The sequence below is a fragment of the Streptomyces sp. NPDC079020 genome (assembly GCF_044542225.1).
GTDB lineage: Bacteria > Actinomycetota > Actinomycetes > Streptomycetales > Streptomycetaceae > Streptomyces.
On record NZ_JBITUB010000021.1, the window covers coordinates 13,680 to 35,157 of the forward strand.

Annotated in this window: 23 protein-coding genes and 1 pseudogene; 8 read left to right on the forward strand and 16 right to left on the reverse strand. The window is 72.8% G+C overall.

What is annotated here, in order from left to right:
- Window positions 1-24: 24 nt before the first annotated feature.
- Both ACIGJO_RS31365 and ACIGJO_RS31370 read right to left on the reverse strand, forming a co-directional pair.
- Window positions 25-357: a group II intron maturase-specific domain-containing protein gene (locus ACIGJO_RS31365; RefSeq protein WP_399964147.1), complete on the reverse strand. Its 333-nt coding sequence runs from the start codon at window positions 355-357 to the stop codon at window positions 25-27.
- Between the two features lie 217 nt (window positions 358-574).
- The gene (locus ACIGJO_RS31370) at window positions 575-1,540 is read right to left on the reverse strand and encodes a pirin family protein (RefSeq protein ID WP_399963979.1); all 966 of its coding nucleotides are present in this window, start codon (window positions 1,538-1,540) and stop codon (window positions 575-577) included.
- Between the two features lie 155 nt (window positions 1,541-1,695).
- On the opposite strand from ACIGJO_RS31370, the gene ACIGJO_RS31375 reads away from it, so the two are divergent.
- Window positions 1,696-2,049 (forward strand): tetratricopeptide repeat protein, encoded by a 354-nt coding sequence (locus ACIGJO_RS31375; protein ID WP_399963981.1) that lies wholly within the window; start codon window positions 1,696-1,698, stop codon window positions 2,047-2,049.
- Window positions 2,050-2,177: 128 nt separating this feature from the next.
- Here ACIGJO_RS31375 and ACIGJO_RS31380 read toward each other — a convergent pair whose 3' ends face one another.
- From ACIGJO_RS31380 to ACIGJO_RS31395, 4 genes and pseudogenes are all read right to left on the reverse strand, one after another.
- Window positions 2,178-2,891, reverse strand: a complete 714-nt coding sequence (locus tag ACIGJO_RS31380) for a TetR/AcrR family transcriptional regulator (RefSeq protein WP_399963984.1) — start codon at window positions 2,889-2,891, stop codon at window positions 2,178-2,180.
- A gap of 43 nt (window positions 2,892-2,934) precedes the next feature.
- Window positions 2,935-3,360 (reverse strand): annotated as a pseudogene (locus ACIGJO_RS31385) (SDR family oxidoreductase); the annotation flags it as partial.
- 134 nt (window positions 3,361-3,494) lie between these two features.
- Window positions 3,495-4,268, reverse strand: coding sequence for a CbtA family protein (locus tag ACIGJO_RS31390; protein WP_399963986.1), 774 nt, complete (start codon window positions 4,266-4,268; stop codon window positions 3,495-3,497).
- 19 nt (window positions 4,269-4,287) lie between these two features.
- A complete protein-coding gene (locus tag ACIGJO_RS31395; protein ID WP_399963988.1) occupies window positions 4,288-4,503 on the reverse strand; it encodes a CbtB-domain containing protein in 216 nt (71 codons plus the stop codon).
- A gap of 281 nt (window positions 4,504-4,784) precedes the next feature.
- On the opposite strand from ACIGJO_RS31395, the gene ACIGJO_RS31400 reads away from it, so the two are divergent.
- Window positions 4,785-5,366, forward strand: coding sequence for a histidine phosphatase family protein (locus ACIGJO_RS31400; RefSeq protein WP_399963991.1), 582 nt, complete (start codon window positions 4,785-4,787; stop codon window positions 5,364-5,366).
- A 191-nt stretch (window positions 5,367-5,557) separates the two neighbouring features.
- Here ACIGJO_RS31400 and ACIGJO_RS31405 read toward each other — a convergent pair whose 3' ends face one another.
- From ACIGJO_RS31405 to ACIGJO_RS31420, 4 genes are all read right to left on the reverse strand, one after another.
- The gene (locus ACIGJO_RS31405) at window positions 5,558-6,229 is read right to left on the reverse strand and encodes a 4'-phosphopantetheinyl transferase (RefSeq protein ID WP_399963993.1); all 672 of its coding nucleotides are present in this window, start codon (window positions 6,227-6,229) and stop codon (window positions 5,558-5,560) included.
- Window positions 6,226-7,176 (reverse strand): metallophosphoesterase family protein, encoded by a 951-nt coding sequence (locus ACIGJO_RS31410; RefSeq protein ID WP_399964149.1) that lies wholly within the window; start codon window positions 7,174-7,176, stop codon window positions 6,226-6,228. Before ACIGJO_RS31410 ends, ACIGJO_RS31405 begins: the two co-directional genes overlap by 4 nt.
- 244 nt (window positions 7,177-7,420) lie before the next feature.
- Window positions 7,421-8,545, reverse strand: a complete 1,125-nt coding sequence (locus ACIGJO_RS31415; RefSeq protein WP_399963995.1) for an MraY family glycosyltransferase — start codon at window positions 8,543-8,545, stop codon at window positions 7,421-7,423.
- A 246-nt stretch (window positions 8,546-8,791) separates the two neighbouring features.
- A complete protein-coding gene (locus ACIGJO_RS31420) occupies window positions 8,792-10,255 on the reverse strand; it encodes a dihydrolipoyl dehydrogenase family protein (protein ID WP_399963997.1) in 1,464 nt (487 codons plus the stop codon).
- A 115-nt stretch (window positions 10,256-10,370) separates the two neighbouring features.
- Between ACIGJO_RS31420 and trxA the strand changes: the two genes are divergently transcribed.
- The gene (gene trxA / locus ACIGJO_RS31425; RefSeq protein ID WP_399963999.1) at window positions 10,371-10,751 is read left to right on the forward strand and encodes a thioredoxin; all 381 of its coding nucleotides are present in this window, start codon (window positions 10,371-10,373) and stop codon (window positions 10,749-10,751) included.
- A 76-nt stretch (window positions 10,752-10,827) separates the two neighbouring features.
- Here the strand turns inward: trxA and ACIGJO_RS31430 are convergent, their stop codons facing one another.
- From ACIGJO_RS31430 to ACIGJO_RS31440, 3 genes are all read right to left on the reverse strand, one after another.
- A complete protein-coding gene (locus ACIGJO_RS31430) occupies window positions 10,828-11,229 on the reverse strand; it encodes a hypothetical protein (RefSeq protein WP_399964001.1) in 402 nt (133 codons plus the stop codon).
- Between the two features lie 64 nt (window positions 11,230-11,293).
- Complete coding sequence (locus ACIGJO_RS31435) at window positions 11,294-12,316, reverse strand: LacI family DNA-binding transcriptional regulator (RefSeq protein ID WP_399964003.1); 1,023 nt, start codon at window positions 12,314-12,316, stop codon at window positions 11,294-11,296.
- Between the two features lie 126 nt (window positions 12,317-12,442).
- The gene (locus ACIGJO_RS31440; protein ID WP_399964005.1) at window positions 12,443-13,582 is read right to left on the reverse strand and encodes a glycosyl hydrolase family 18 protein; all 1,140 of its coding nucleotides are present in this window, start codon (window positions 13,580-13,582) and stop codon (window positions 12,443-12,445) included.
- A gap of 71 nt (window positions 13,583-13,653) precedes the next feature.
- On the opposite strand from ACIGJO_RS31440, the gene ACIGJO_RS31445 reads away from it, so the two are divergent.
- Complete coding sequence (locus tag ACIGJO_RS31445; protein ID WP_399964007.1) at window positions 13,654-14,121, forward strand: type II toxin-antitoxin system PemK/MazF family toxin; 468 nt, start codon at window positions 13,654-13,656, stop codon at window positions 14,119-14,121.
- Between the two features lie 35 nt (window positions 14,122-14,156).
- On the opposite strand, the gene ACIGJO_RS31450 is transcribed toward ACIGJO_RS31445, so the two are convergent.
- Complete coding sequence (locus tag ACIGJO_RS31450) at window positions 14,157-14,993, reverse strand: TIGR02452 family protein (RefSeq protein WP_399964009.1); 837 nt, start codon at window positions 14,991-14,993, stop codon at window positions 14,157-14,159.
- Window positions 14,994-15,139: 146 nt separating this feature from the next.
- Between ACIGJO_RS31450 and egtA the strand changes: the two genes are divergently transcribed.
- From egtA to egtD, 4 genes are read left to right on the forward strand one after another with little or no spacing between them, the layout of a single operon-like run.
- On the forward strand, window positions 15,140-16,471 hold the full coding sequence (gene egtA / locus ACIGJO_RS31455) for an ergothioneine biosynthesis glutamate--cysteine ligase EgtA (protein ID WP_399964011.1): 1,332 nt from the start codon (window positions 15,140-15,142) through the stop codon (window positions 16,469-16,471).
- Window positions 16,471-17,802, forward strand: coding sequence for an ergothioneine biosynthesis protein EgtB (gene egtB / locus ACIGJO_RS31460; protein WP_399964013.1), 1,332 nt, complete (start codon window positions 16,471-16,473; stop codon window positions 17,800-17,802). The genes egtA and egtB overlap by 1 nt, the downstream gene beginning before the upstream one ends.
- Entirely contained in the window at window positions 17,802-18,557 is a 756-nt protein-coding gene (egtC, locus tag ACIGJO_RS31465) for an ergothioneine biosynthesis protein EgtC (protein WP_399964015.1), read from the forward strand. The genes egtB and egtC overlap by 1 nt, the downstream gene beginning before the upstream one ends.
- Window positions 18,554-19,516 carry an L-histidine N(alpha)-methyltransferase gene (egtD, locus tag ACIGJO_RS31470; RefSeq protein WP_399964017.1) on the forward strand — a complete coding sequence of 321 codons (963 nt, stop codon included), beginning with the start codon at window positions 18,554-18,556 and terminating at the stop codon, window positions 19,514-19,516. The genes egtC and egtD overlap by 4 nt, the downstream gene beginning before the upstream one ends.
- Here the strand turns inward: egtD and ACIGJO_RS31475 are convergent.
- Window positions 19,459-20,385 carry a lysophospholipid acyltransferase family protein gene (locus tag ACIGJO_RS31475; RefSeq protein WP_399964019.1) on the reverse strand — a complete coding sequence of 309 codons (927 nt, stop codon included), beginning with the start codon at window positions 20,383-20,385 and terminating at the stop codon, window positions 19,459-19,461. The two genes, egtD and ACIGJO_RS31475, sit on opposite strands and share 58 nt — an antisense overlap.
- A complete protein-coding gene (locus ACIGJO_RS31480) occupies window positions 20,382-21,200 on the reverse strand; it encodes a GNAT family N-acetyltransferase (protein ID WP_399964021.1) in 819 nt (272 codons plus the stop codon). Before ACIGJO_RS31480 ends, ACIGJO_RS31475 begins: the two co-directional genes overlap by 4 nt.
- Window positions 21,201-21,478 lie beyond the last annotated feature (278 nt).

The following is a 21,478-nucleotide window of genomic DNA, read 5'->3' on the forward strand; positions in this document are numbered from 1 at the left end:
CAGTTCCTCTCGTCGGGCTGGTTGTCAGGCTGTGGGCCAGGGGCTGGGGATCGTGTCGCCCCGGTAGCGGTACGGGGTGATCGCCGGTGTCCGCGCCAGGTTGATCAGTTCGACCCCGTCCGCGGTGATCGGCAACCATGATCCGTGAGGGCCAAGGAGCCAGCTGCGGACGTCCTTCCACGACCAGCGGTGCATCGTATTGAGCCACATGATCACGCGATGCCAGGGGAAGGCCCCGAGCATGCGGAACGTGTGCTTCGCGACTGCGTGCCGGAAGTAGTTGGCCCAGCCGCGCGCGATCTGGTTGAGCCGGATCAGCACGTCCCTGGGGTCGGCCTGTGACGTCCTGCGGGTCAGGGCACGACCGCCACCAGATAAACTGACTACTGGTCAGTAAAGTCAGCATTGAGTCAGCATTCGTTCCACCAAACGTCACCACACCCTGCCCTGCATGGGAGTCCCGCCCAAGACCCGCAGCGCACCCCAAGGACTAGGCGAGCAACTACGAGTCGACCAGAAACGGAGCTTTCACCACGCCAGTCGGCCTGATGCCAGTTCGGGCGATTATCCCAGCTCAGCGCACCCTCCCCCGCGCCTTCAGCGGCACCACAGGCAGCTCCGGAGCTGGAATCGGAGAGCCGTCATAGCCCTTCACCTCACCGAAACGGGTCCCGTTCATCCAGTCCTCGCGAGCCTGTGCGATATCCTCCTGGGACCGTCCGATCCAGTTCCAGAACATGACGATCTCCTCCTCGAACGGCTCACCCCCCAGGAGCATCAGCCCTGCGTCGGAGAGGGCACGCAACGGCAGTTCGGAGCGGCCGCAACCGAGGTACAGCATCGAGCCCGGCAGTACGGGTACGCCGTCGACCTCGGCCTCGCCGGACATGGACAGGACCGCGTACTCGAAGTCCGGAACCAGCGGCAGCCGGGCCTCGGCGCCCTGCGTCAGGGCCAGGTCCGCGCCCACGATCGGGGTGTAGGCGGTGCCCGGTGAGACGGCGCCGTCGAGTTCACCGAGGATGACGGTGGCGGTGAGGCCGGGCGCGGTGACGCCGGGCAGGTCCGCGTGGTGCTGGAAGTGCGGTTCGACGTCTCGGTGGGCGTCGGGGAGTGCGACCCAGAGCTGGGCGCCGTGCAGAAGCCTGGCGTGCGACTTCGGGCTCTCCTCGGAGTGGCTGATGGCCCGGCCGGAGGTCATCAGGCCCAGTTCACGGGGCCGCACCGTCTGCAGGCTGCCCAGGCTGTCGCGGTGCAGGACCTCGCCGTCGTGGAGCCAGCTGACGGTCTGCAGACCCATATGGGGGTGGGGCGGTACCTGCATGCCGGGCTCGTCGGCGATGTCATCGGGGCCGTAGTGGTCCACGAAGGCCCAGGCACCGACCATGCGGCGGCCCAGGTTGGGCAGCAGCCGGCGTACCTCGGTGGACTCGCCCAGCTGGACGCGGCGCGGGCTGAGAAGTTCACGTACCGGTTCGGCGACGACGAAGCCGCGCCCTCCGCAGACGGAGAGTGCGGCCTGGCGATCGAGATTGCTCATGGCGCACAACCTATTCCCGTACGGGCGCGGAGAGCCGGTCCCCACGCCGAAAATGTAGTGGAATGTTAAACCATTGTGTGGTGTTGTCACCCCCGAGCGCGCAGCTGCACGAAGTCTCGCGCAGCCCGCGCGGAAGACAAGCAGGAGGAAGACACGTGAGCGAGACCTATTACGAGTTCGGCACGCCCGCCGACCGGTGGGACCGGGCACAGATGTTCTTCGAGGCCGGGGAATACCTGACGGCCGCCCGGATTCTGGGCGGCCTGGTCGAGGAGACGCCGCACCAGGTGGCCCCCCGCCTGCTGCTCGCCCGCGCCTACTACCACTCCGCCCGGCTCGGCAAGGCCGAGACCGAACTGCGTGCCGTGCTGGAGCGTGACCCGGTGGAGGACTACGCGCACCTCATGCTGGGACGCACCCTGCAACGCCAGGGGCGGCACACCGAGGCCACGCCGCACCTGCGGATGGCGGCCGCGCTGACCGGGGATTCCGGTCCCGGGACGGCCTGATCCGGGACCCTCCGGCCCCGGTACCCCGGTCCGGGACGCCCCCGGACCACCTCGCCCGGGAACCGGCCCCGGCCGGGGGTGCACCAACCCGGTGCGCCCCCGCCGGGGCCCGGCCGGGGGCCGCTGGCTCAGGCCGGGGCGCCGTCCGCCGGAAGGGAATTCGCCACGCGGTCCAGCCATTCCGTCATCAAGGCGGCCTCGGCGGTGCTGAGTCCCGATTCGTGCGAGTGGCGCAGCAGCGCACTCAGCCTGACAGCCGTGGAGGGGACACCGGCTTCCGCCGGCTCACCGGGGACCGTGTCCGGGGTGAGGACAGCGGCGTGCACGGCGTCGCGCACCCGCCGGGACATGGTGCCGTCGGAGAAGGCCGCCGGGCGGGCCACCAGCATGAGCGCCACACCGGTGTTCGCCGACATGATCATCTGTGCCGCGAGCGCCGGGGCGATACGCAGCCTTCCGGCGGCGGCGGCCCGCTCCAGGTCCCCGGTCAGGATCCGGTGCCACTCGATCGCCGCCTCCGGCGGTGTGCGCATCGCGGGCGAGTTCATCAGCCGGTAGAGGTTCGGGTTGCGCAGGGCGAACTCCACATGGCCGTCCCAGCCGTCGCGCAGGTCCTCGACGGGGTCCGTCGTGTCGTCGCGCTCCCGCTTGGCCGCCAGATACGCGTCGAAGCCATGATCGACGACCGCCGACAGCAGTCCCTCCTTGTCACCGAAGTGCCGGTAGAGGGCCGGGGCTCCGACCCGCGCCGCCTCACAGACCGCACGCGTGGAGATGTCCCCGTCCGGCGACTCCCTGACCAGATCGGCCGCGACTTCCAGAATGCGTGTTCGCGTGCTCATCGAACGGACGGTATCAAGCGGCGCACGGCGAGGTCCGCGGCCATCACGCGATGCCGCCGTTGGCGCGTACGACCTGGCCGTTGATCCAGCGCGCGGGGCCCGCGAGGAAGGAGACGACCTCCGCGATGTCCTGTGGGGTGCCCAGCCGCTCCAGAGGCGCCCGAGCGGCCATTCTCGCGATGGTCTCCTCGTCCTTGCCGTCCAGGAACAGGTCGGTGGCGGTCGGCCCCGGGGCCACCGCGTTGACCGTGATGTCCCGGCCGCGCAGCTCGCGGGCGAGAATCGGGACCATGGCCTCGACCGCACCCTTGGTGGCGGCGTAGCCGCTGTACCCGGGAAGGGACAGCGCCAGCACGGAGCTGGAGAAGTTGATGATGGCCCCTCCGCCGCGCAGACGGCGCGCGGCCTGCTGACCGACGACGAACGTGCCGCGGATGTTGGTGCGGTGCATCCGGTCCAGCGCGTCGAGCGCTACTCACTTTCGGGGGCGGCGCCCGGTAGCGCCGTTGCCCCGCCACCGCGTACGACGGAACCCGCCGGGACTGCCCCGGCGGGTTCCGTCGTACGTGTGCGTCGTCAGTACCGGTCCTCGTACAGGAACCGTCAGTTCACCGCGCCGGCCGGGTGCGGCTCCGTGGCGCCCCCCGTCGCCGCGACCCCCGTACCGGGTGCCAGCAGCCGCTCGGTCAGATGGCCGAAGGCCAGGCCGAAGACCGTCCAGAGGGTGGTCTGAATGGCCAGCGTGGAGATCCTGAACTCCCACAGCAACGAGGCTGGGAAGTCCTTGCCGACCTCGTTGAACGAGGGCAGGAACGCGTAGGCGAGTCCGATCAGCAGGACGAACCCGGCGGCGGCGGTGATGGCCGCGTTCCAGTTGCCCAGGCGTGGGGCGAGCCGTCTGCCGAGGATCACGGCGGCGACGGCCAGCAGCACGCTGAGGGCGACCATCAGGAAGAACAGGGCGGTGCGCTTCCCGATGGTGCCGGGATCACCGACGGCCGGCGGGTTCGCCGGATACTTCAGGAACGGCACGATGTACACCGTCAGCAGGGCGGCGCCCGCGATCAGCGCGGCCGTGGCCCTGGGGCCGAAACCGCCGATACGGCCGAGGGCGTAGCAGAAGACGAGAGCGGCGATCCCGCCGATCGCCACACCGAAGACCAGGATGCCGGTGGCGAGTCCGCCGGTGGCCTGCATGGTGCGGCTGACGAGTTCCTCGCCGCCGCCGTGATCGTGGCTGTGGGCCTCCTCCAGCGCGATGGCGGCGTCCACTTGGGACTCGCCGAGGAAGTAGGCGACGACGAGAGCCACCGCGCCCGCGATCAGGCCGGCCAGCATGCCGCGCACGAGCAGAGCTCTGACAGATATGGAGTTCACGAGAGTTTCCCCTGTTGTCTCAGTGGCAGGGGAAGCCGAGCAGGTGACGGCCGTCGTGAACCCATTCGTGGACACCTTCGCCGGAGATGACGGCGGTGGCACCCTGCTCGGCGCCGACGAAGTACAGCAGGACGAGCATGAGAACGCCGAAGAAGACGGCCCAGGGCGCGATGGCCTTCGCCGAGATCGGGGCGAGGGCGGTTGCACCGCTCGTGGGGGCAGCGGACTGTGCCATGGCAGAACCTCCTGTGGGAACACGCGTCCCTTTTGTGGTGCCTCAGACGAAGGTGCCGGGTCTGACTTCCCGCGCGGGAGGCGGGTACACAGTGGCGCGACCGTGCCGGATTCTCACCGGACTTCCGTCACACCGTCGTCATGGTCGACGTGACCATACCGCCTGTACGCAGGCACCGCCATGGTGCGACCGGGGTGGTCACCGGCCTCCGGAACCATGAGAACCTGCGCCACCGGGGCCGCAGTTGAGGAGAGTGGAGGACGATCGTGACGGTACGGGTGATGTTGATCTCGCCTGCGATGAACGCGGCGTTGCGGGAGGCGCGCTTCGACGGTGAGGCCGCCCTGGACCGCGCCGGAGAGCAAAGCACCCGCGCAGCCGCCGGATCGGTGCCTGCGGCCGGCCGGTACATGAGCGGACCCTCGCAGCGGTGTCTGCGGACGGCCGAGGCGCTCGGCCTCACCGCGCGGACCGAAGCCGCCCTGGCCGACTGGGACCTGGGGCGCTGGCGCGGGGAGCGGCTGGACGAGGTGACCGCCCGGGAGCCGGAGGCGGTGGCGGCGTGGCTCGGCGATCCTGCGGCAGCCCCGCACGGCGGCGAGTCCCTGCGTGATCTGACCGCCCGGGTCGGTGGCTGGCTGGACACGGCCGCGGACGGGGCCGGGGCCGGGGCCGGCGGAAGCGTACTGGCCGTGGCAGGACCCTCGGTGGTGCGGGCGGCTGTGGTCCATGGCCTGGCGCTGCCGGTGGCCGGGTTCTGGCGGCTCGACGTCGTTCCGCTGGCGCTCACCGAGCTGAGCGGCCGGTCCGGACGGTGGAACGTACGGCTGGGACGCCCGTTGAGGAGCGCCGGGGAACGCTGAACCGGCTCCGTACACAACCCCCCGGTACGTACGCCCCCGTACACACGCGGCCTCAAGGGTGTCCCGTCGTCACTGGTGGATCAGCGCGCGGCGTCGGATGCGGTGCGCCGACAGCCTGCGGTCACGCAGCCTTCCACCCCACCCATCAGCCGTGCGGCACCCGCCCCATCAGCCGTGCGGCACCCACCTCGTCAGCCGTGCGGCACCAGGACAGCCGTGGCGGCGATGCCGTCCTCGACCCGCCATCTGCCGTCCAGCGTCAGCGGCAGAGCCGGGTCGGTACGCAGCAGGCGTGCCGCGAACGTGCCCTCCATGGCCGGGCCGCCGGCGGCCCTGTCGAAGGTGATCTCCGCCTCGTCGAAGTCGAGTTCGCTCCCGGTGACCGGGTACCACGCCTTGAAGACGCTCTCCTTGGCACTGAAGAGCAGCCGGTCCCAGTGCACCGCGCCGTCGTCGTCGGAGCCGGGCGGGGCGTCCCAGCGGCGCTCCGAAGGCAGCGAGATCACGTCCGCCACTCCGGCGGGCAGGGGGGCGTGCGGCTCGGCGTCGATGCCCAGGCTCAGGGCGTCCGTGGCCCGGGCCAGCGCCGCCGCCCGGTAGCCCTCGCAGTGCGTGAGGCTGCCGATGATCCCCGCGGGCCACAGCGGTACCCCGCGCCGGCCGCGCAGTACCGCCACGGGCGGCAGGCCGAGGCCGGCCATGGCCCGGCGCGCGCAGGCGCGGGCGGTCGTGAAGTCGTTGACGCGCTTGGGCACGCTCTTGGCCACCATTTCCCTCTCCTCGGGGAAGAGGATTCCGTCCGGCACCGTTTCCCGGCGGGTGGCGGCGCAGGAGACGTACTCGGGGAGCAGCCGGTCGATCACGAGGTGCCTTCGGGGTCGGGGTGCGGTGCGTGTTCTCCGGCGGGGGTGCCGTCCGGGGTCGCGGGGCGTTCCTCGTACGGGAGCATCTGTCTCAGCAGGCCACGTGGGTGGCCGCGCTTGCGCCACTCCCGGGGATAGCCGATCGAGACCTCCTCGAAGCGCACCCCGTCGTACCACGTCGTACGGGGGATGTGGAGGTGTCCGTAGACGACGGCCGCGACGTTGAACCGGCGGTGCCAGTCGGCGGTGAGTTCGGTACCGCACCACTGGGCGAACTCCGGGTACCACATCACCGAGGTGGGTTCCCGTACGAGGGGCCAGTGTCCGGCGAGCACCAGCGGGATGTCCGGGTCGTGGGCGGTCAGTCTGCGCTCCGTCTCGGCGACCCGCGCGCGGCACCAGTCCTCCCGTCCGGCGTGGGGGTCGGGGTGCAGGAGGTACTCGTCGCTGCAGACGATGCCCGCCTTGTGCGCGATCGCCAGCGATTCCTCCATCGTGCTGGCTCCGGGGGCACGGAAGGTGTAGTCGTACAGGAGGAAGAGCGGGGCCACCGCCACCGGGCCTTCCGGGCCGGGCCACAGGGGGAACGGGTCCTCGGGAGTCGTCACCCCCAGGCTCCGGCAGATCTCGACGAGGTACTCGTACCGGGCCTGCCCGCGCAGCCGTACGGGGTCCTTGTCCACCGTCCACAACTCGTGGTTTCCAGGGGTCCACACGACATGGGCGAAGCGCTCCGCGAGGAGTCCGAGCGCCCACTGGATGTCGTGCGGCTGCTCCGCCACATCGCCCGCGACAATCAGCCAGTCCTTGTCCGACGCCGGGCGCAGCGACTCGACGATGGCCCGGTTGTCGGAGACCCCCGCGTGCAGATCGCTGACCGCGAGAAGGCTGCCGCCCGTGTAGTGGGGGTGCGCGGCGGAGTCGGCCGGGGAGGCGGGCGAGGTCATGAGAGGCATTCCCGATCTGTCGGTCGGCGTACGGCTCCGCTCGCTCGGTGCGGGGTCAGGGAAAATCTACCGTCTCGCACACGTGCGGTGTCCTGGAATGAATCTTCGTCCGGAAACACCGCACGTGGCTCGCGGCGGGTGACCGACCGGACCACTGCCGAAGGGGAGTTGTGTACGCCGGCTGCCGCTCCGTCAGCTCGCGCGGATGCCGCTCGCCCCGGATTCGCGGGCCGGGGTACTCATGTCACCTTCTGTCTCCGGCGAGTTCGGCGGCGGGCCGGCCCCCGGGCGCGGGCGGCGCGGTCGGGCGGGCACCCGGTACGGCGGCGGGGAAAGCGGGCGCCGGGGGGACCTTCGCGGGGCGCGGGCCGCGCGGCGGGCGCGGGAGCACGTTCGCGTACGCCGGGATCCTGAGCAGCGCCACAACGGCGAGCAGCGCGCCCGCCGACGGTACGAGCCCGGCCCATGGGGGCAGCTGCCCCGTGTACACGAAGGTCGCGGTGAGCGTCGCGGCAACCGCGCCGAGCCCCAGGACGACCGCCACGCCCGGTTTGGTGAGGCGTACGCGGCGCAGCCGGTGGGCGATGTGATCGGTGCGGTCCGGCAGCATCGGCCGGGAGGCCCGCCGGCGCGACACCAGCACAAGCACCGTGTCGGTGACGGCCACCAGTGTCAGCACCGGCAGCGCGGTCCACGCGGCTCGCTCCGGCGGCGCCGACGCGTGGACGAGCACGCAGCATCCCGCCAGGACGAAGCCGGTGAACTGCGAGCCGCACGCGCCGGGGAGGAGCCGCGCGGGGTGCCAGTTGTGGGTCAGCAGAGCGATGAGGGCGGCCATGAGCGCGGTCAGCACAAGGACCACGCCGGACCGGCCGTCGGCGGCGGCGCAGACGAGCAGGCCGGCCGCCGTGACGGCACAGACGGTGCCCAGCGCGCCGTCGGAGTTGTCCAGCATGCTGAAGGCGTTGGTGAGGAACACGATCCAGACCATGCCGAGCACGCCCGCGGCCGGTGACAGCCCGGAGAAGGACACCACGGCGACCGCGGCGGCCGTCTGCGCGGCCAGCCGCGGCCAGCTGCCGAGCGGTCGCAGATCGTGGACGAGCCCGACGACGGCGACGGCGCCGGACGCGGCGAGCAGGGGCAGGACGGAGGTACCCGGTTCCGCGAGGCCCAGCCCGGTTCCGGCCCAGGTGACGGCGGTGACGCTCAGGACGGCCGCCGGTCCGCCCAGGTACGGCAGGCGGACGCGCGGCGGGCGGCCGTCCGGACGTGCCACCGCTCCGCGCCGGCGTGCCGCCCTGCGGATGCCCGCGGTGAGCAACGCCGTGATGAACAGCGCGACCGCACCGGAAGTGATGATCCCCACCACGTTCACCTGCCCTGCCTTTCCCGACACGTGCCCGTGCGGCGATCGGCGCTCCGGTTCCACGGTTCGTCCGGCGCATCCGTCCGCGCACATCGGTGTCGCCCGTTCGTCGCGCCATCCACGTGATGCGCGACGCCACCCGGGGGGAGTCCCCCACAACTTAAGGGGAAGATGTCGGAATATGCCCCGAATAACACGAAAAACAAGGCACTGATTGAGGTTCCGGCAGGAAGGCCGGGAGGCGGGTCAGCCGCGGCCGCCGTCCCGGTACGTCTCCAGGAGCCTCAGCCACACCTCGCTGATGGTCGGATAGGCGGGGACCACGTGCCAGAGCCGCTCGATGGGCACCTCGCCCGCGACCGCGACCGTCGCCGAGTGCAGCAGCTCACCGATTCCGGGACCGACCAACGTGACGCCGAGCACGGTCTCCCGGTCCAGGTCGACGATCATCCGGGCCCGGCCCCGGTACCCGTCGGCGTACAGGCCGGCGCCCGCCACCGACGCCAGGTCGTGGTCGACCGCGCGGACCCGGAATCCGGCTCTTTCGGCCTCGGCGAGGGTGAGCCCGACCGAAGCGGCCTCCGGGTCGGTAAAGACGACCTGGGGGACGGCCGCGTGGTCGGCGGTGGCCGCGTGCGCGCCCCAGCGGTCGGTCTCCAGCAGGGGGACGCCCTGGGCGCGGGCGGCGATGGCCGCGCCCGCGATACGGGCCTGGTACTTGCCCTGGTGGGTGAGCAGCGCGCGGTGGTTGACGTCGCCGACCGCGTACAGCCAGGTGGTTCCCTCGACGCGGCAGCTGTCGTCGACGGTGAGCCAGGAGCCGGGCTCCAGGTCCACGGTCTCCAGGCCCAGGTCGTCGGTGCGCGGCGCCCGGCCGGTGGCGAAGAGGATCTCGTCGGCCTCGATCCGCTCACCGTTGTCCAGGTCCACGGTGACCGGTCCGTCCTGCCCGGCCCGGTGCACGGCGGTGGCGGACACTCCGGTGCGGATCGTCGCGCCGGCCCCGGTGAGCGCCTGGGCGACCAGTTCGCCCGCGAACGGCTCCATCCTCGGCAGCAGGCCACTGCCCCGGATCAGCATCGTCACCTCGGCACCGAGGGCCTGCCAGACCGTCGCCATCTCGACGCCGACGACTCCCCCGCCGACGACGGCCAGCCTGCCGGGCACCTCCTTGGCGCTGGTCGCCTCGCGGCTGGTCCAGGGCCGGGCCTCGGCGAGCCCGGGAAGGCCGGGGACGACGGCCCGGCTGCCGGTGCAGACGGCCACGGCGTGCCGGGCGGTGAGCCGCTGTTCCGTACCGTCGGGGGCGGTGACGGAGACGGCCCGGACCCCGGTGAGCCGGCCCATGCCCCGGTGGACCACCGCGCCGATGCCGTCCAGCCAGGCGGCCTGGCCGTCGTCCTTCCAGTGCGAGGCGAACGCGTCGCGGCGGGCCAGGACCGCCGCGACATCGAGCGGCCCCCGCACGGCGGCGCTCAGGCCCGGGAGGTGCCGGGCATCCGCGCGGGCGACGACCGGACGCAGCAGGGCCTTGCTCGGCATGCACGCCCAGTACGAGCATTCGCCGCCGATCAGCTCGGACTCCACGACGGCCGTGCTGAGCCCGGCCGCACGGGCCCGGTCGGCCACGTTCTCTCCCACCGGACCCGCGCCGATCACCACGACGTCGTACTCGATGCTCTCCACTGCGCCCTCCGCTGTGTCGGTCATGCGAACAGTCTGATCGTGGGTGTGCGCGGCGGCCACATGGGCAGGCGGAATAGCGCAGGAGCGGTCACCGTTGTGCGGGACACGTCCGAACGGGCAGAGGAAGAGGTATTTGAGCATGAGCACCGTAGAGCTCACCAAGGAAAACTTCGATCAGGTCGTCAGCGACAACGGCTTCGTACTGATCGACTTCTGGGCTTCCTGGTGCGGCCCGTGCCGACAGTTCGCGCCGGTCTACGACTCGGCGTCCGAGCGTCACCCCGATCTGGTCTTCGCCAAGGTCGACACAGAGGCGCAGCAGGAGCTGGCGGCCGCGTTCGAGATCCGGTCCATTCCCACGCTGATGATCGTCCGGGACAACGTGGCGGTGTTCGCCCAGCCCGGCGCTCTTCCCGAGGCGGCTCTGGAGGACGTCATCGGACAGGCCCGCAACCTGGACATGGACGAGGTGCGCAAGTCCGTCGAGGCCCAGAAGCAGGGGCAGCCGGAGCAGCAGTAGCGGCTCTCCCCGCGCGGCACGTCAGGTGAGGGGCCCGTCCGTCAGGACCGGCCCCTCACCGCTGTCCGCCGGGGGATCAGGTCCCGGTGTCCTCGTCCTCGGGCGAGGCGGCCGGCGCGTCCGCGGCTTCGCCGTCCGGCCGGCCCCCGGGGCTGTCCCCGGGCTCCGGCGTCCCCCCGGCCGCGGGCTCCCCCGTGCGCCTGGCCGCACCGCTTTCCACGCTCTTCTCCGAGATCCGGACCGAGAGCCCGTAGTCCAGCTCCGCACCGTCGACCAGCAGCGCCTCCACGGTGCGGGTCGACGGGTCGATGTCGGCCACCACTCCCTCGCCCGCGTAGCGGGGATAGCCCGACGCCCCCGTCTCACCCGTGGCGGCCACGACCGCCGAGCGGATGGCGCGGCCGGGCCCGGGGGCGCCGGTGCCGGACTTCTTGAACCCGGGGACCAGCAGGATCTCGTAGCTCTGCGGATGGCTCATGCTCCGACGCTAGACATCCGCCGTTCCCCGCGCATGTCGTCGCACCGCCGGCGGCGGGGGCCGGTCAGCTGGATTCGCGCGGGACGGCCCGTGCCCGCAGCAGGTCGTGCCGCTCCGGTCTTCCGGCGGGGTGCTGCATCAGCCGGTCGATCATCTCGGCCAGCGGCTGCCGTGTCGCCAGTTCCATCCGTACGGTGCTCAGCCTGGGCCGCAGCAGTCTGCCCAGCATCAGATCGTCCGCGCCGATCACGGCTGTCTCCCCGGGCACCGCGATGCCGGCGTCCTGAAGGGCTCTCGTCAGCAGCATCGCGTACTCGTCGTTGTAGGCGAAGACGGCGTCCAGGCCGAGTGTGCGCCAGCGGGCGGCGAGAGCGGCGGCCGATTCCTCCTCGTAGCGCAGCGGCAGAGGCTGGATGCGGGCACCCGCCGGTTCCGCCGCGCGCAGTGCGCCGGCCAGCCGGGGTTCGGCGAACGGGGCGAGGGCGGGCTCCTGGGGCATGACCACCCCGATCCGGCGGCGGCCGCGCGCCAGCAGATGGCCGACGGCGCAGCCGCCGATCTCCCGCTGATCGATGACCAGGGCGTGCGCGCCGTCCACCGGTTCCGGGCCCAGGGTGATCACCGCCTTGGCACCGGAGCGGGTGAGCACGGCTATGCCGTGCGGTGTGAGGGCGACCCCGGCGGGTGCGACGACGGCGACGGGCCGCAGTTCCGCCCATGCCCTGGCGGCCTCGTCGGCACCGAGGCCGCCGCTGCCGTACTGGACGACGGTGTAGTCCAGGCGCCGCAGCCCGGACTGGAGTTCTTCGATGAAGTGCTGGTGCAGAGGCCCCGCGGGGCTGTTCCCGTCGGGCAGCAGCACCATCCGGGTGTGTCCGGCGCGCAGGCTCCGGGCTGCCGCGTGCGGCACATAGCCGAGATGGACCGCGGCTTCCCTGACTCTTCGCCGGGTGGGTTCGCTGATCCGCACGGTGGCGTTGTTGTTCAGTACGTACGACACGGTGGCCCGGGAGACTCCTGCGAGTCGCGCCACGTCGGCGCTGGTCGGAACGGAGACTGCGGCGGGCTGTTTGGGTAACTGGCTCATGGCGTCGGGCAGTCTTCCAGACCGGGCGGTCCCAGGAACGGTCCGGGGCCCCGTAGCGCGGAGCCGGGGCGCCGGAAGCGGTGTGCCGGCACCCCGGTGACGGCGGCCCGCGCCGGCGTGGGGCGTTCAGCCGCGGGCCAGCTCCGGCCACAGCGCGGGGTCCTCGAAGTTCAGGGCCCACAGAGCCGTGTTGCGTACACCGTGGCGGCGCAGCACCGGCAGATGGGTGGCCACTCCGTGTGCGTCCTGGTACCAGACCTCGTGCGGTTCTCCGCCGTCGCGGTAGGTGAAGTACGGCGTGCCCGAGACCGTGTCGAGCCGGTAGGGGGCGCCCTGTTCGCGGCGCAGCGCCTCGGCCTCCTTCCAGGTCACGTGTCCGGCCGCGGCCCTGCTCCCGCCGGCCGGCCAGTCCCAGCCGTACGCGGGAAGCCCCATCTCCAGCTTGGCCGCCGGTACGAGGGCGGTGGCGCGGGTGAGGATGTCGTCGTACCACCGGGTGTCGGCGATGGGGCCCGGTTCGCCGCCGGCCCAGTGCAGGTTGTAGGCCATGATCCGCATCCGGTCGGCGACCCTGCCGATCGCCGCGTAGTCCCAGATGCGTCCGGTGGTGGCGGTCTTCGGGAAGACGGTGATCACGCACTTCTTGTCCAGCGCGTGGAGCCTGTCGCACAGGTCGGTGGACAGCGCGGTGAAGCCGTCGCGGACCTCCGCGTACGTGGCGTCGCCGGTGGCGGCGATCGACTCGTAGTCGAGGTCGAGCCCGTCGTAGTCGCGGCTGCGGGCGGTGCGCAGCAGGGCGTCGGCGTGCTCCTCGCGCCGGGCGGGGCTGGTGAGGACCGCCGCGAGGGCTCCGGCCTCCATCGTCTCCATGACGGTGGGCACCACCTCGGTGCCCACCCGGTGCAGTCCGTCGATGATGCGGCGTTCTCCGGCACCGGGGTGGGCGTCGATCCGGCCGGCGGAAATCGCCTGGTACCAGAAGGGGCTGACGGTGTGCAGTTGACCGGCGTGCCGCAGCGCGTCCTGGTACGCGCCCTCCTGGTCCCAGTAGGGCAGCCAGGCCGACACCGTGCGCGGGAGGGTCCCCGGGCCGCCTCCGCCCGCACCGGAGTCCGACCCTGAGGTTGAGGGTGAGGGTGCGGACGCCTGTCCTCCGGGACGCGGCGGATCCGACGCTCCGGCAGGAGGCGCCGGGAGCAGGGCTGCCGCGAGGAGTGCGGCGGCGGCGAGGGTCCGGGACAGCGGGACGGTGAGGGTGTGGGCCATGAGGCCGAGCCTGCGGCCGGTTCGACGGCCCCGCTCCATGGAATGGGCCGTCCAGGTCCTACGGTGATGTGATGACGTTCCACCACGGCACATACAGCACCGCCGGTTCGTCCGGCTCTCCCGGCCACGGCGGACCGGCCGCGACCGCCCAGGCCGATCCGCGCGATGTGGGCCCGGTCCGCACCCTGTACGCCCCCGACCGCGACGGCGATCCCGATCCGGGCGAGATCGTCTGGACCTGGGTGCCGTTCGAGGAGAACGACGGGCGCGGCAAGGACCGGCCGGTTCTCGTCGTGGCCCGCGAGGAGGCGGGCACCCTGCTCGCCGTCCAGCTCTCCAGCAAGCAGCACGATCCGGACCGCGAGTGGGTGGCGCTGGGAGCGGGGCCCTGGGACAGCTCGGGCCGGCCGTCCTGGGCCGATCTGGACCGGGTGCTGCGGGTGCACGAGGACGGGATGCGGCGGGAGGCCTGTGCGCTGGACCGGGAGCGGTTCGAGCTGGTCGCCGTGCGGCTGCGGGAACTGTACGGCTGGAGCTGACCGGGGGCCGGCCGGCCGGGGCGGCGGACCGGCCGTCAGCCCTGGAGCCGGTCGGCGAACGTACGGGCGAAGGCCGTCCGGACGGCGGACTCCGGGCCGCGTTCGAGGATGCCGAAGACGATCTGTTCGAAGTGGCCGCCGAACCGGCCGCCGTCACGGAGCAGCGTGTGGAAGGCGCCCGCCACCTGTGCCGGATCGTTCCGGAACACCCCGCAGCCCCACGCGCCCAGCACCAGCCTGCGGTAGCCGCGTACCGCCGCCACCTCCAGCACCCGTTCGGCGCGGCTCGCCAGCGCGGCCGGGATGCGGTGCGCCTGGTCCGGGGTCTGCCTGCGGATGACTCCGGCGTTGGGCGCGGGCGAGGTGAGGAAGCCCACGCTGTACGGGAGGTCGAGGAACCGTCCCCGGTCGTCGCGGAACACCGGTACACCGGGCGAATGAATCACCCGGTCGGTGTAGAAGGCGCTGCGTTCGGCACGGTGGTGGGCGTAGTACTCGGGGGCGCGCAGCAGGGTGGCGTGGAGCGCGGAGCCCCGGCACAGAGCCTCTTCCTGGGCCTGCGCGCCGTTGAGGTAGCCACCGCCCGGGTTGCGGGCCGAGGCGTAGTTGAGGACGGCTACCTTGCCCGCCGCCCCGCGGGTCATCCGGTGTGCCGCCTGGAGGCTGCTCTCGCCGGTCACCTCGACGGCCGGGGTGCGGTCGGTGTCCAGGGCGGCGACGGGCACCGGCTCGGGGCCGTAGAGCCGGGTGCCGGAGAGCGCGGCGCTCAGCGCGCGCTCGATGGACACCTCCCGGCCGTCCTCGGTGCGGTACCGGCCGGCCTCGACGGCCTTCTCCGTCTCCCGCGCGATGCCGCGCAGCCGTGCGCTCATGGGCGCGCCCCCGTGTGGTGCATACGGGGCATGCTCGGCTCCGTACCGGCATGGACGCAACCGGTTTTCCGTCGGCCGGGGGCACTCTTGTGCGATCTCGTGGGAGGGGTTTGGGTGGTATCGATGTAACCGTAGAGGAGGCCCGTATGCCCCCGGACAGTTCCGGCGATCACGGCCCGCGCCCTTCCGCCGACGCGCCCCTCGGTGAGGGCGAGGCGGAGGACTTACTGCGTGGCATCTGCTTCAAGACCGGCCCGCCCCGCACCGTGGGTGTGGAGCTGGAATGGCTCGTCCACGACCGGGACCGCCCCGACGTCCCGGTGTCGCAGGAGCGCCACGACGCCGCCGTGGACGCGGTCCGCGCCCTGCCGCTGAGCGCCTCGCTGACCTTCGAGCCCGGCGGCCAGCTGGAGCTCAGCTCGCTGCCGGCGGACTCGCTGATGGCCTGCGCCGAGGCCACCGCCGCCGACCTCGCCGCCGTCCGCGACACCCTCGGGCGGCTGGGCCTCGCGCCGGTCGGCCTGGGCGTCGATCCGTGGCATCCGCCGCGCCGCAGACTGCTGGAGCCGCGCTACGAGGCCATGGAGCGGGCGCTCGACCGCTCGGGGCCGGCCGGGCGGGCCATGATGTGCACCTCCGCCTCCGTCCAGGTCTGTCTGGACGCGGGGGTGGAGGAGCCGGGTCCGCTCGGCTACGGGCGGCGCTGGCAGCTCGCGCATCTGCTGGGCGCCGTTCTGGTGGCGTCCTTCGCCAACTCCCCCTTCCAGCAAGGGCGCAGGACCGGATGGCGGTCCACCCGGCAGTCCCTGTGGGCGAACCTCGACCCGGTACGTTCGCTGGCCCCGCCCGGCCGTCTCCCGCCGCGCGACGCCTGGGCCGCGCATGCGCTCGAAACGACGGTGATGTGTATCCGGGGCGATGCCGTCCCCTGGACCGTGCCGGACGGGCTCACCTTCCGGGAGTGGATCCGCAGCGGTGTCCCCCGGCCGCCCGTGCGTGCCGATCTCGACTACCACATCACGACGCTGTTCCCGCCGGTGCGTCCGCGCGGGCACCTCGAACTCCGCATGATCGACGCGCAGGGCGGACCGGACGGATGGCTGGTTCCGCTCGCCGTGACCACCGCGCTGTTCGACGACCCGGAGGCCGCCGAGACCGTGTACCGCACCGTCAAACCGCTGGCGGAGACGGCGGGCTCTCCCGCCGCGCCCCGCAATCCGCTCTGGACGGGCGCCGCCCGGGACGGGCTGGCCGATCCCGAACTGCGGGCGGCGGCCGTCATCTGCTTCGAGGCGGCGCTGGACGCGCTCCCCCGGATCGGCGCGAGCCGGGCCGTGCACGACACCGTGGCGGCCTTCCACGACCGCTTCGTCGCACGGGGCCGATGTCCGGCCGACGACCTGCCCGATCCCGCCGGCCCCGGTACCGCGACCCCGGGGAACGACCCGGCGCCGCACTCCGGAAGGGGCACCTCCTGATGACCGACTCCCACGGCACACCCGGCATCGGCCCCGAGACCCTGCGGCGGCGCGCCCATGAGGCGCTCCTCGGCGCTCGCGACCGTACCGCCCTGCTCACCGGGAGCGTGGACGACGGTGAACTGACCGCGCAGCACTCCCCGTTGATGTCGCCGCTGGTCTGGGACCTGGCGCACATCGGCAACCAGGAGGAGCTGTGGCTGCTGCGCAACGTGGGCGGCCGGGAGGCCATGCGCCCGGAGATCGACGGGCTGTACGACGCCTTCGAGCATCCCCGCGCCACCAGGCCGTCGCTGCCCCTCCTCCCGCCCGCCGAGGCACGCGCGTACGCCGCCGAGGTGCGGGGCAGGGCACTGGACCTGCTGGAGGGCGCCGAACTGCACGAGGGCGGCCGGCGGCTGGAGCGGTCCGCCTTCGCCTTCGGGATGATCGCCCAACACGAGCAGCAGCACGACGAGACGATGCTGATCACCCATCAGCTGCGCTCGGGGCCGGCCGTGCTGACGGCCCCGCGGCCGCCCGCCGCCACCGACGCCGCGGCGCTCGCGGCCGAAGTACTGGTACCGGCGGGCCCGTTCACCATGGGCACGTCCACCGAGCCATGGGCGCTGGACAACGAACGGCCCGCGCACCGGCGCGAGGTGGCGGCCTTCCACCTCGACACGGCTCCGGTGACCTGCGGCGCGTATCAGCGGTTCATCGAGGACGGCGGATACACCGACGCCCGCTGGTGGGCGCCGGAGGGCTGGGCCATGGTGCGGGAGCACGCGCTGTCGGCACCGCTGTTCTGGCACCGGGACGCCGGGCAGTGGCTGCGCCGCCGGTTCGGGGTGACCGAGCCGGTGCCCGCCGACGAACCCGTGCTGCACGTCAGCTGGTACGAGGCGGACGCGTACGCCCGCTGGGCGGGCAGAAGGCTGCCCACGGAGGCCGAGTGGGAGAAGGCGGCCCGCCACGATCCGGCGTCCGGGCGGTCCCGGCGCTACCCGTGGGGCGACGAGGACCCGACCGCGGACCGGGCCAATCTGGGGCAGCGCCATCTCCGCCCCTCGGCAGCCGGGGCCTACGCGGCGGGCCGGTCCCCGTACGGCGCGGGCCAGCTGATGGGCGATGTGTGGGAGTGGACCTCCAGCGACTTCCTCCCCTACCCGGGCTTCGCGGCCTTCCCCTACCGCGAGTACTCGGAAGTGTTCTTCGGCCCGGAGCACAAGGTGCTGCGCGGCGGCTCGTTCGCCGTGGACCCGGTCGCCTGCCGGGGTACGTTCCGCAATTGGGACCTGCCGGTACGGCGCCAGATCTTCTCCGGCTTCCGGACCGCGAGGAATGCCTGATGTGCCGTCATATCGCCTATGTGGGACAGCCGGTGTCCCTCGGCGAGATAGTCCTGTCACCCCCGCACTCACTGGTCCGCCAGTCCTGGGAGCCGCGCCGGCAGCGATTCGGCACGGTCAACGCCGACGGTTTCGGCGTGGGCTGGTACGCGGACGGCGACCCGGTCCCCGGCCGCTACCGGCGCCGGGGCCCCGTCTGGGGCGACGAGACGTTCACCGATCTTGCCCGGGTGGTGCGCAGCACGGCACTGCTCGCCGCGGTCCGTGACGCGACGGAGGCCGGCGCGGACGGGGAGGCGGCGGCCGCTCCGTTCGCCGCGGGCCGGCTGCTCTTCAGTCACAACGGGGTGGTCAGGGGCTGGCCCGGGTCGATGACGGACCTGGCGGCCACGCTTCCCCCCGCCGAACTGCTGGCGCTGACCGCCCGCTGCGACTCCGCACTGATCTGGGCGCTCGTGCGCCACCGGACGGCCCGGGGCGACGCCGTACCGCAGGCCGTCGCCGACACCGTGGGCGAGATCGCGGCCGCGGCACCCGGCTCCCGGCTGAATCTGCTGCTCACCGACGGTTCCGTCGTCGTGGGCACCGCGTGGGGCGACAGCCTCTGGTATCTCCACGTTCCGGCCCGCCGCACGGTGGTGGCCTCGGAGCCGTACGACGACGATCCCCGCTGGCAGGAGGTCCCCGACCGGACCCTGCTGGTCGCGACCCTTGCCGATGTCTCGCTGACCCCGCTCAAGGAGCCCACCGCGTGAGTCCCTTTCTGCTGACCCGCACCCTGCCGGAGGACGCGACGGACGAGGCGCTGCGCGCCGACGTCCTCAGCGGTCTGACCCGGCACCCGAAGGCCCTGCCGCCCAAGTGGTTCTACGACGCGCACGGCAGCGAGCTGTTCGAGGAGATCACCCGGCTGCCCGAGTACTACCCGACGCGAGCCGAACGGGAGATCCTGCTGGCCCGCGCCGGGGAGATCGCCTCGGCATCCGGTGCCCGCACCCTGATCGAGCTGGGTTCGGGCTCCTCCGAGAAGACCCGGCACCTGCTGGACGCCATGCCCGCACTGCACAGCTACGTACCCGTCGACGTCAGCGAGAGCGCGCTGAGCGGGGCGGCCGCGTCCCTGCTCGCCGAGCGGCCGGACCTCTCGGTGCACGCGCTCATCGCCGACTTCACCGGCGGTCTGGCACTGCCCGGCACCCCGGGGCCGCGGCTGGTCGCGTTCCTGGGCGGCACGATCGGCAATCTCCTCCCGGAGGAGCGCGCGTCCTTCCTGCACTCCGTACGGTCGCTGCTCTCCCCCGGGGACGCGCTGCTGCTCGGCACCGACCTGGTCAAGGACCAGGGCACGCTGGTGGCCGCGTACGACGACGCGGCCGGGGTGACGGCCGCGTTCAACAAGAACGTGCTGCGCGTCGTCAACCGTGAGCTGGGGGCCGATTTCGCGCTCGACGCCTTCGACCACGTCGCGGTGTGGGACCCGCGTGCCGAGTGGATCGAGATGCGGCTGCGGGCCCGCCGGGCGCTCACGGTGAAGATCCCCGAGCTGGACCTGGTGGTTCCGTTCGGGGCCGGGGAGGAGCTGCGTACGGAGGTGTCGGCGAAGTTCCGCGAGGAGGGGGTGCGCGGGGAGCTGGACGCCGCGGGGCTGCGGCTGGATCAGTGGTGGACGGATTCCGCGGGCCGGTTCGCCCTGTCGCTGGCCACGGCCGTCTGACCGGCGGCCAGCACGGCGGTGCGGGCCTGACGGGCGAGCGCCCCTCTGCCGGGCCCACCACGTGCGGGGATCGGCGCCAGGACGCCGATCTCCGCGGTGAGTCCGGCGGCCCGCACCACCCGCCACAGGGAGGCGGCGAGCGGGTCCTCACCGACGAACGCGACGGCTCCGGCGGCCTCCCCCGGGCCGCCCGCGCGTTCCGGGCCGCCCCGGGAGGGGGCGGCGTCCGGACGGGTGCGGTGGCCGTGGTGGACGCGGTAGTCGATCCGGACCGGCCGTACGCTCGCCCCGGCGTCGATCGCGGCCTGGAACACGGCGGGCGCGAACCGGTTACCGGGGCCCCGCCCGCACCAGGTGCTGCCCTCGGGGAAGGCGACCACGCGGGAGCCGGAACGCAGGGCCCCGGCCACGGTGCGCACCGCGTCCGGCAGGGCACGCAGCCGGTCGCGCTCGATGAAGAGCGTGCCGCCGAGCGCGGCCAGCGGGCCGAGCAGCGGCCAGGCGCGGATCTCCTTCTTGCCGAGCATCCGGCCGGGCAGCGCGGCGGCGACCAGCGGGATGTCGAGCCAGGAGATGTGGTTGGCGACCACGAGTTCGCCCGCGCCCGCCTCCCTGCGCCACTCCGGCCTGCCGCTGATCCTCAGGCGTACGCCGAAGGCGCGCACCACCGTGTACGCCCACCCGCGGATCAGCCGGTCGCGGTGCGCCGTGCCGAGGAGCAGCACGGCCGGTACGCACACCACCCCGAGCAGGACGAGCGTGCACCCGGCGAGCAGCAGAGCCGCGGCGGGCAGGTGCGGCCGGACCGCCCCCCGATGCCCGGCGCAGTCGTGCGGGGTGCAGGGCGCGGCGGGCAGCCAGGCGCTCATCGCAGCGGGGCGAGGGAGAGGAAGTGCCGCAGGTAGCGCGGGTCGGTGCGGCGCAGGGACAGCAGGACGTAGAGGTCGGCGACGTCGAAGTCCGGGTCGTACGCCGGGGCTCCGCACACCCAGGCGCCCAGGCGCAGGTAGCCGCGCAGCAGCGGCGGCAGATCCGCGCGGGCGCCGCCGGTTCCGGCGGGGTGCCCGGAGGTGTCCCAGAGGCGGCGGGGGGTGACCCAGTACTCCTCGGGCGCCAGGTGCTTCGTACGGACGGTCTCCCAGCTGCGGGCGGCCAGGGCGCCGCCGTCGGCGAGGGATATGGAACAGCAGCCGGCCAGCCAGGTGTGGCCGGAGCGTTCCATGTAGCGGGCCAGTCCGGCCCAGATGAGGGCGATGACGGCCCCGTCGCGGTGTGCGGGGTGGACACAGGAGCGGCCGACCTCGACCAGGTCGTGGCGGATGGGCCCGAGCCGTGCGAGGTCGAACTCGCTGTCCGCGTAGAGCCGTCCGGCGACCCGGGCCCGTTCGGGCGGCAGCAGCCGGTAGGTGGCGACGACCTCTCCGGTGGCCGACTCCCGTACGAGCAGGTGGTCGCAGTAGGCGTCGAAGGCGTCGATGTCCAGACCGGGTTCGGGGCCCTCCAGCCGGGCGCCCAGCTCGCCGGCGAACACGAGGTGGCGCAGCCGCTGGGCGGCGCGGACGTCGTCCTGGCCGGTGGCGAGGGAGACCCGGTAGGCGGGGGCCCCGGGAACGGACGTGGCCGGCCGGTCGGGGACCGGGGGGCGGGGGGCGGCGGCGAGCGGGGTGGCGGGCAGCGCGGTCATGGCAGTCTCCGGGGACGGATCAGCAAGGGCGGCTGCCGGGCCGCCGCGGTGGCGCGACGGCCCGGCCCCTTACTTCTTCCGCTGCCGGCTGGATTTGACATGACCGCTACGGAGAGCGGGGATGTGCGACGGCTGAATCCCGCGCGCGGGGCACCGGCGTACGACCCGGCGCGCAACCGGCACACCGGGTGGGGCGGTCACGTACTCCGGGGGGTACGTACGGCGGGAGGTCACGTACGACGGGGGTACGTACGCCGACGCGCCGCCCGGCGTACGTA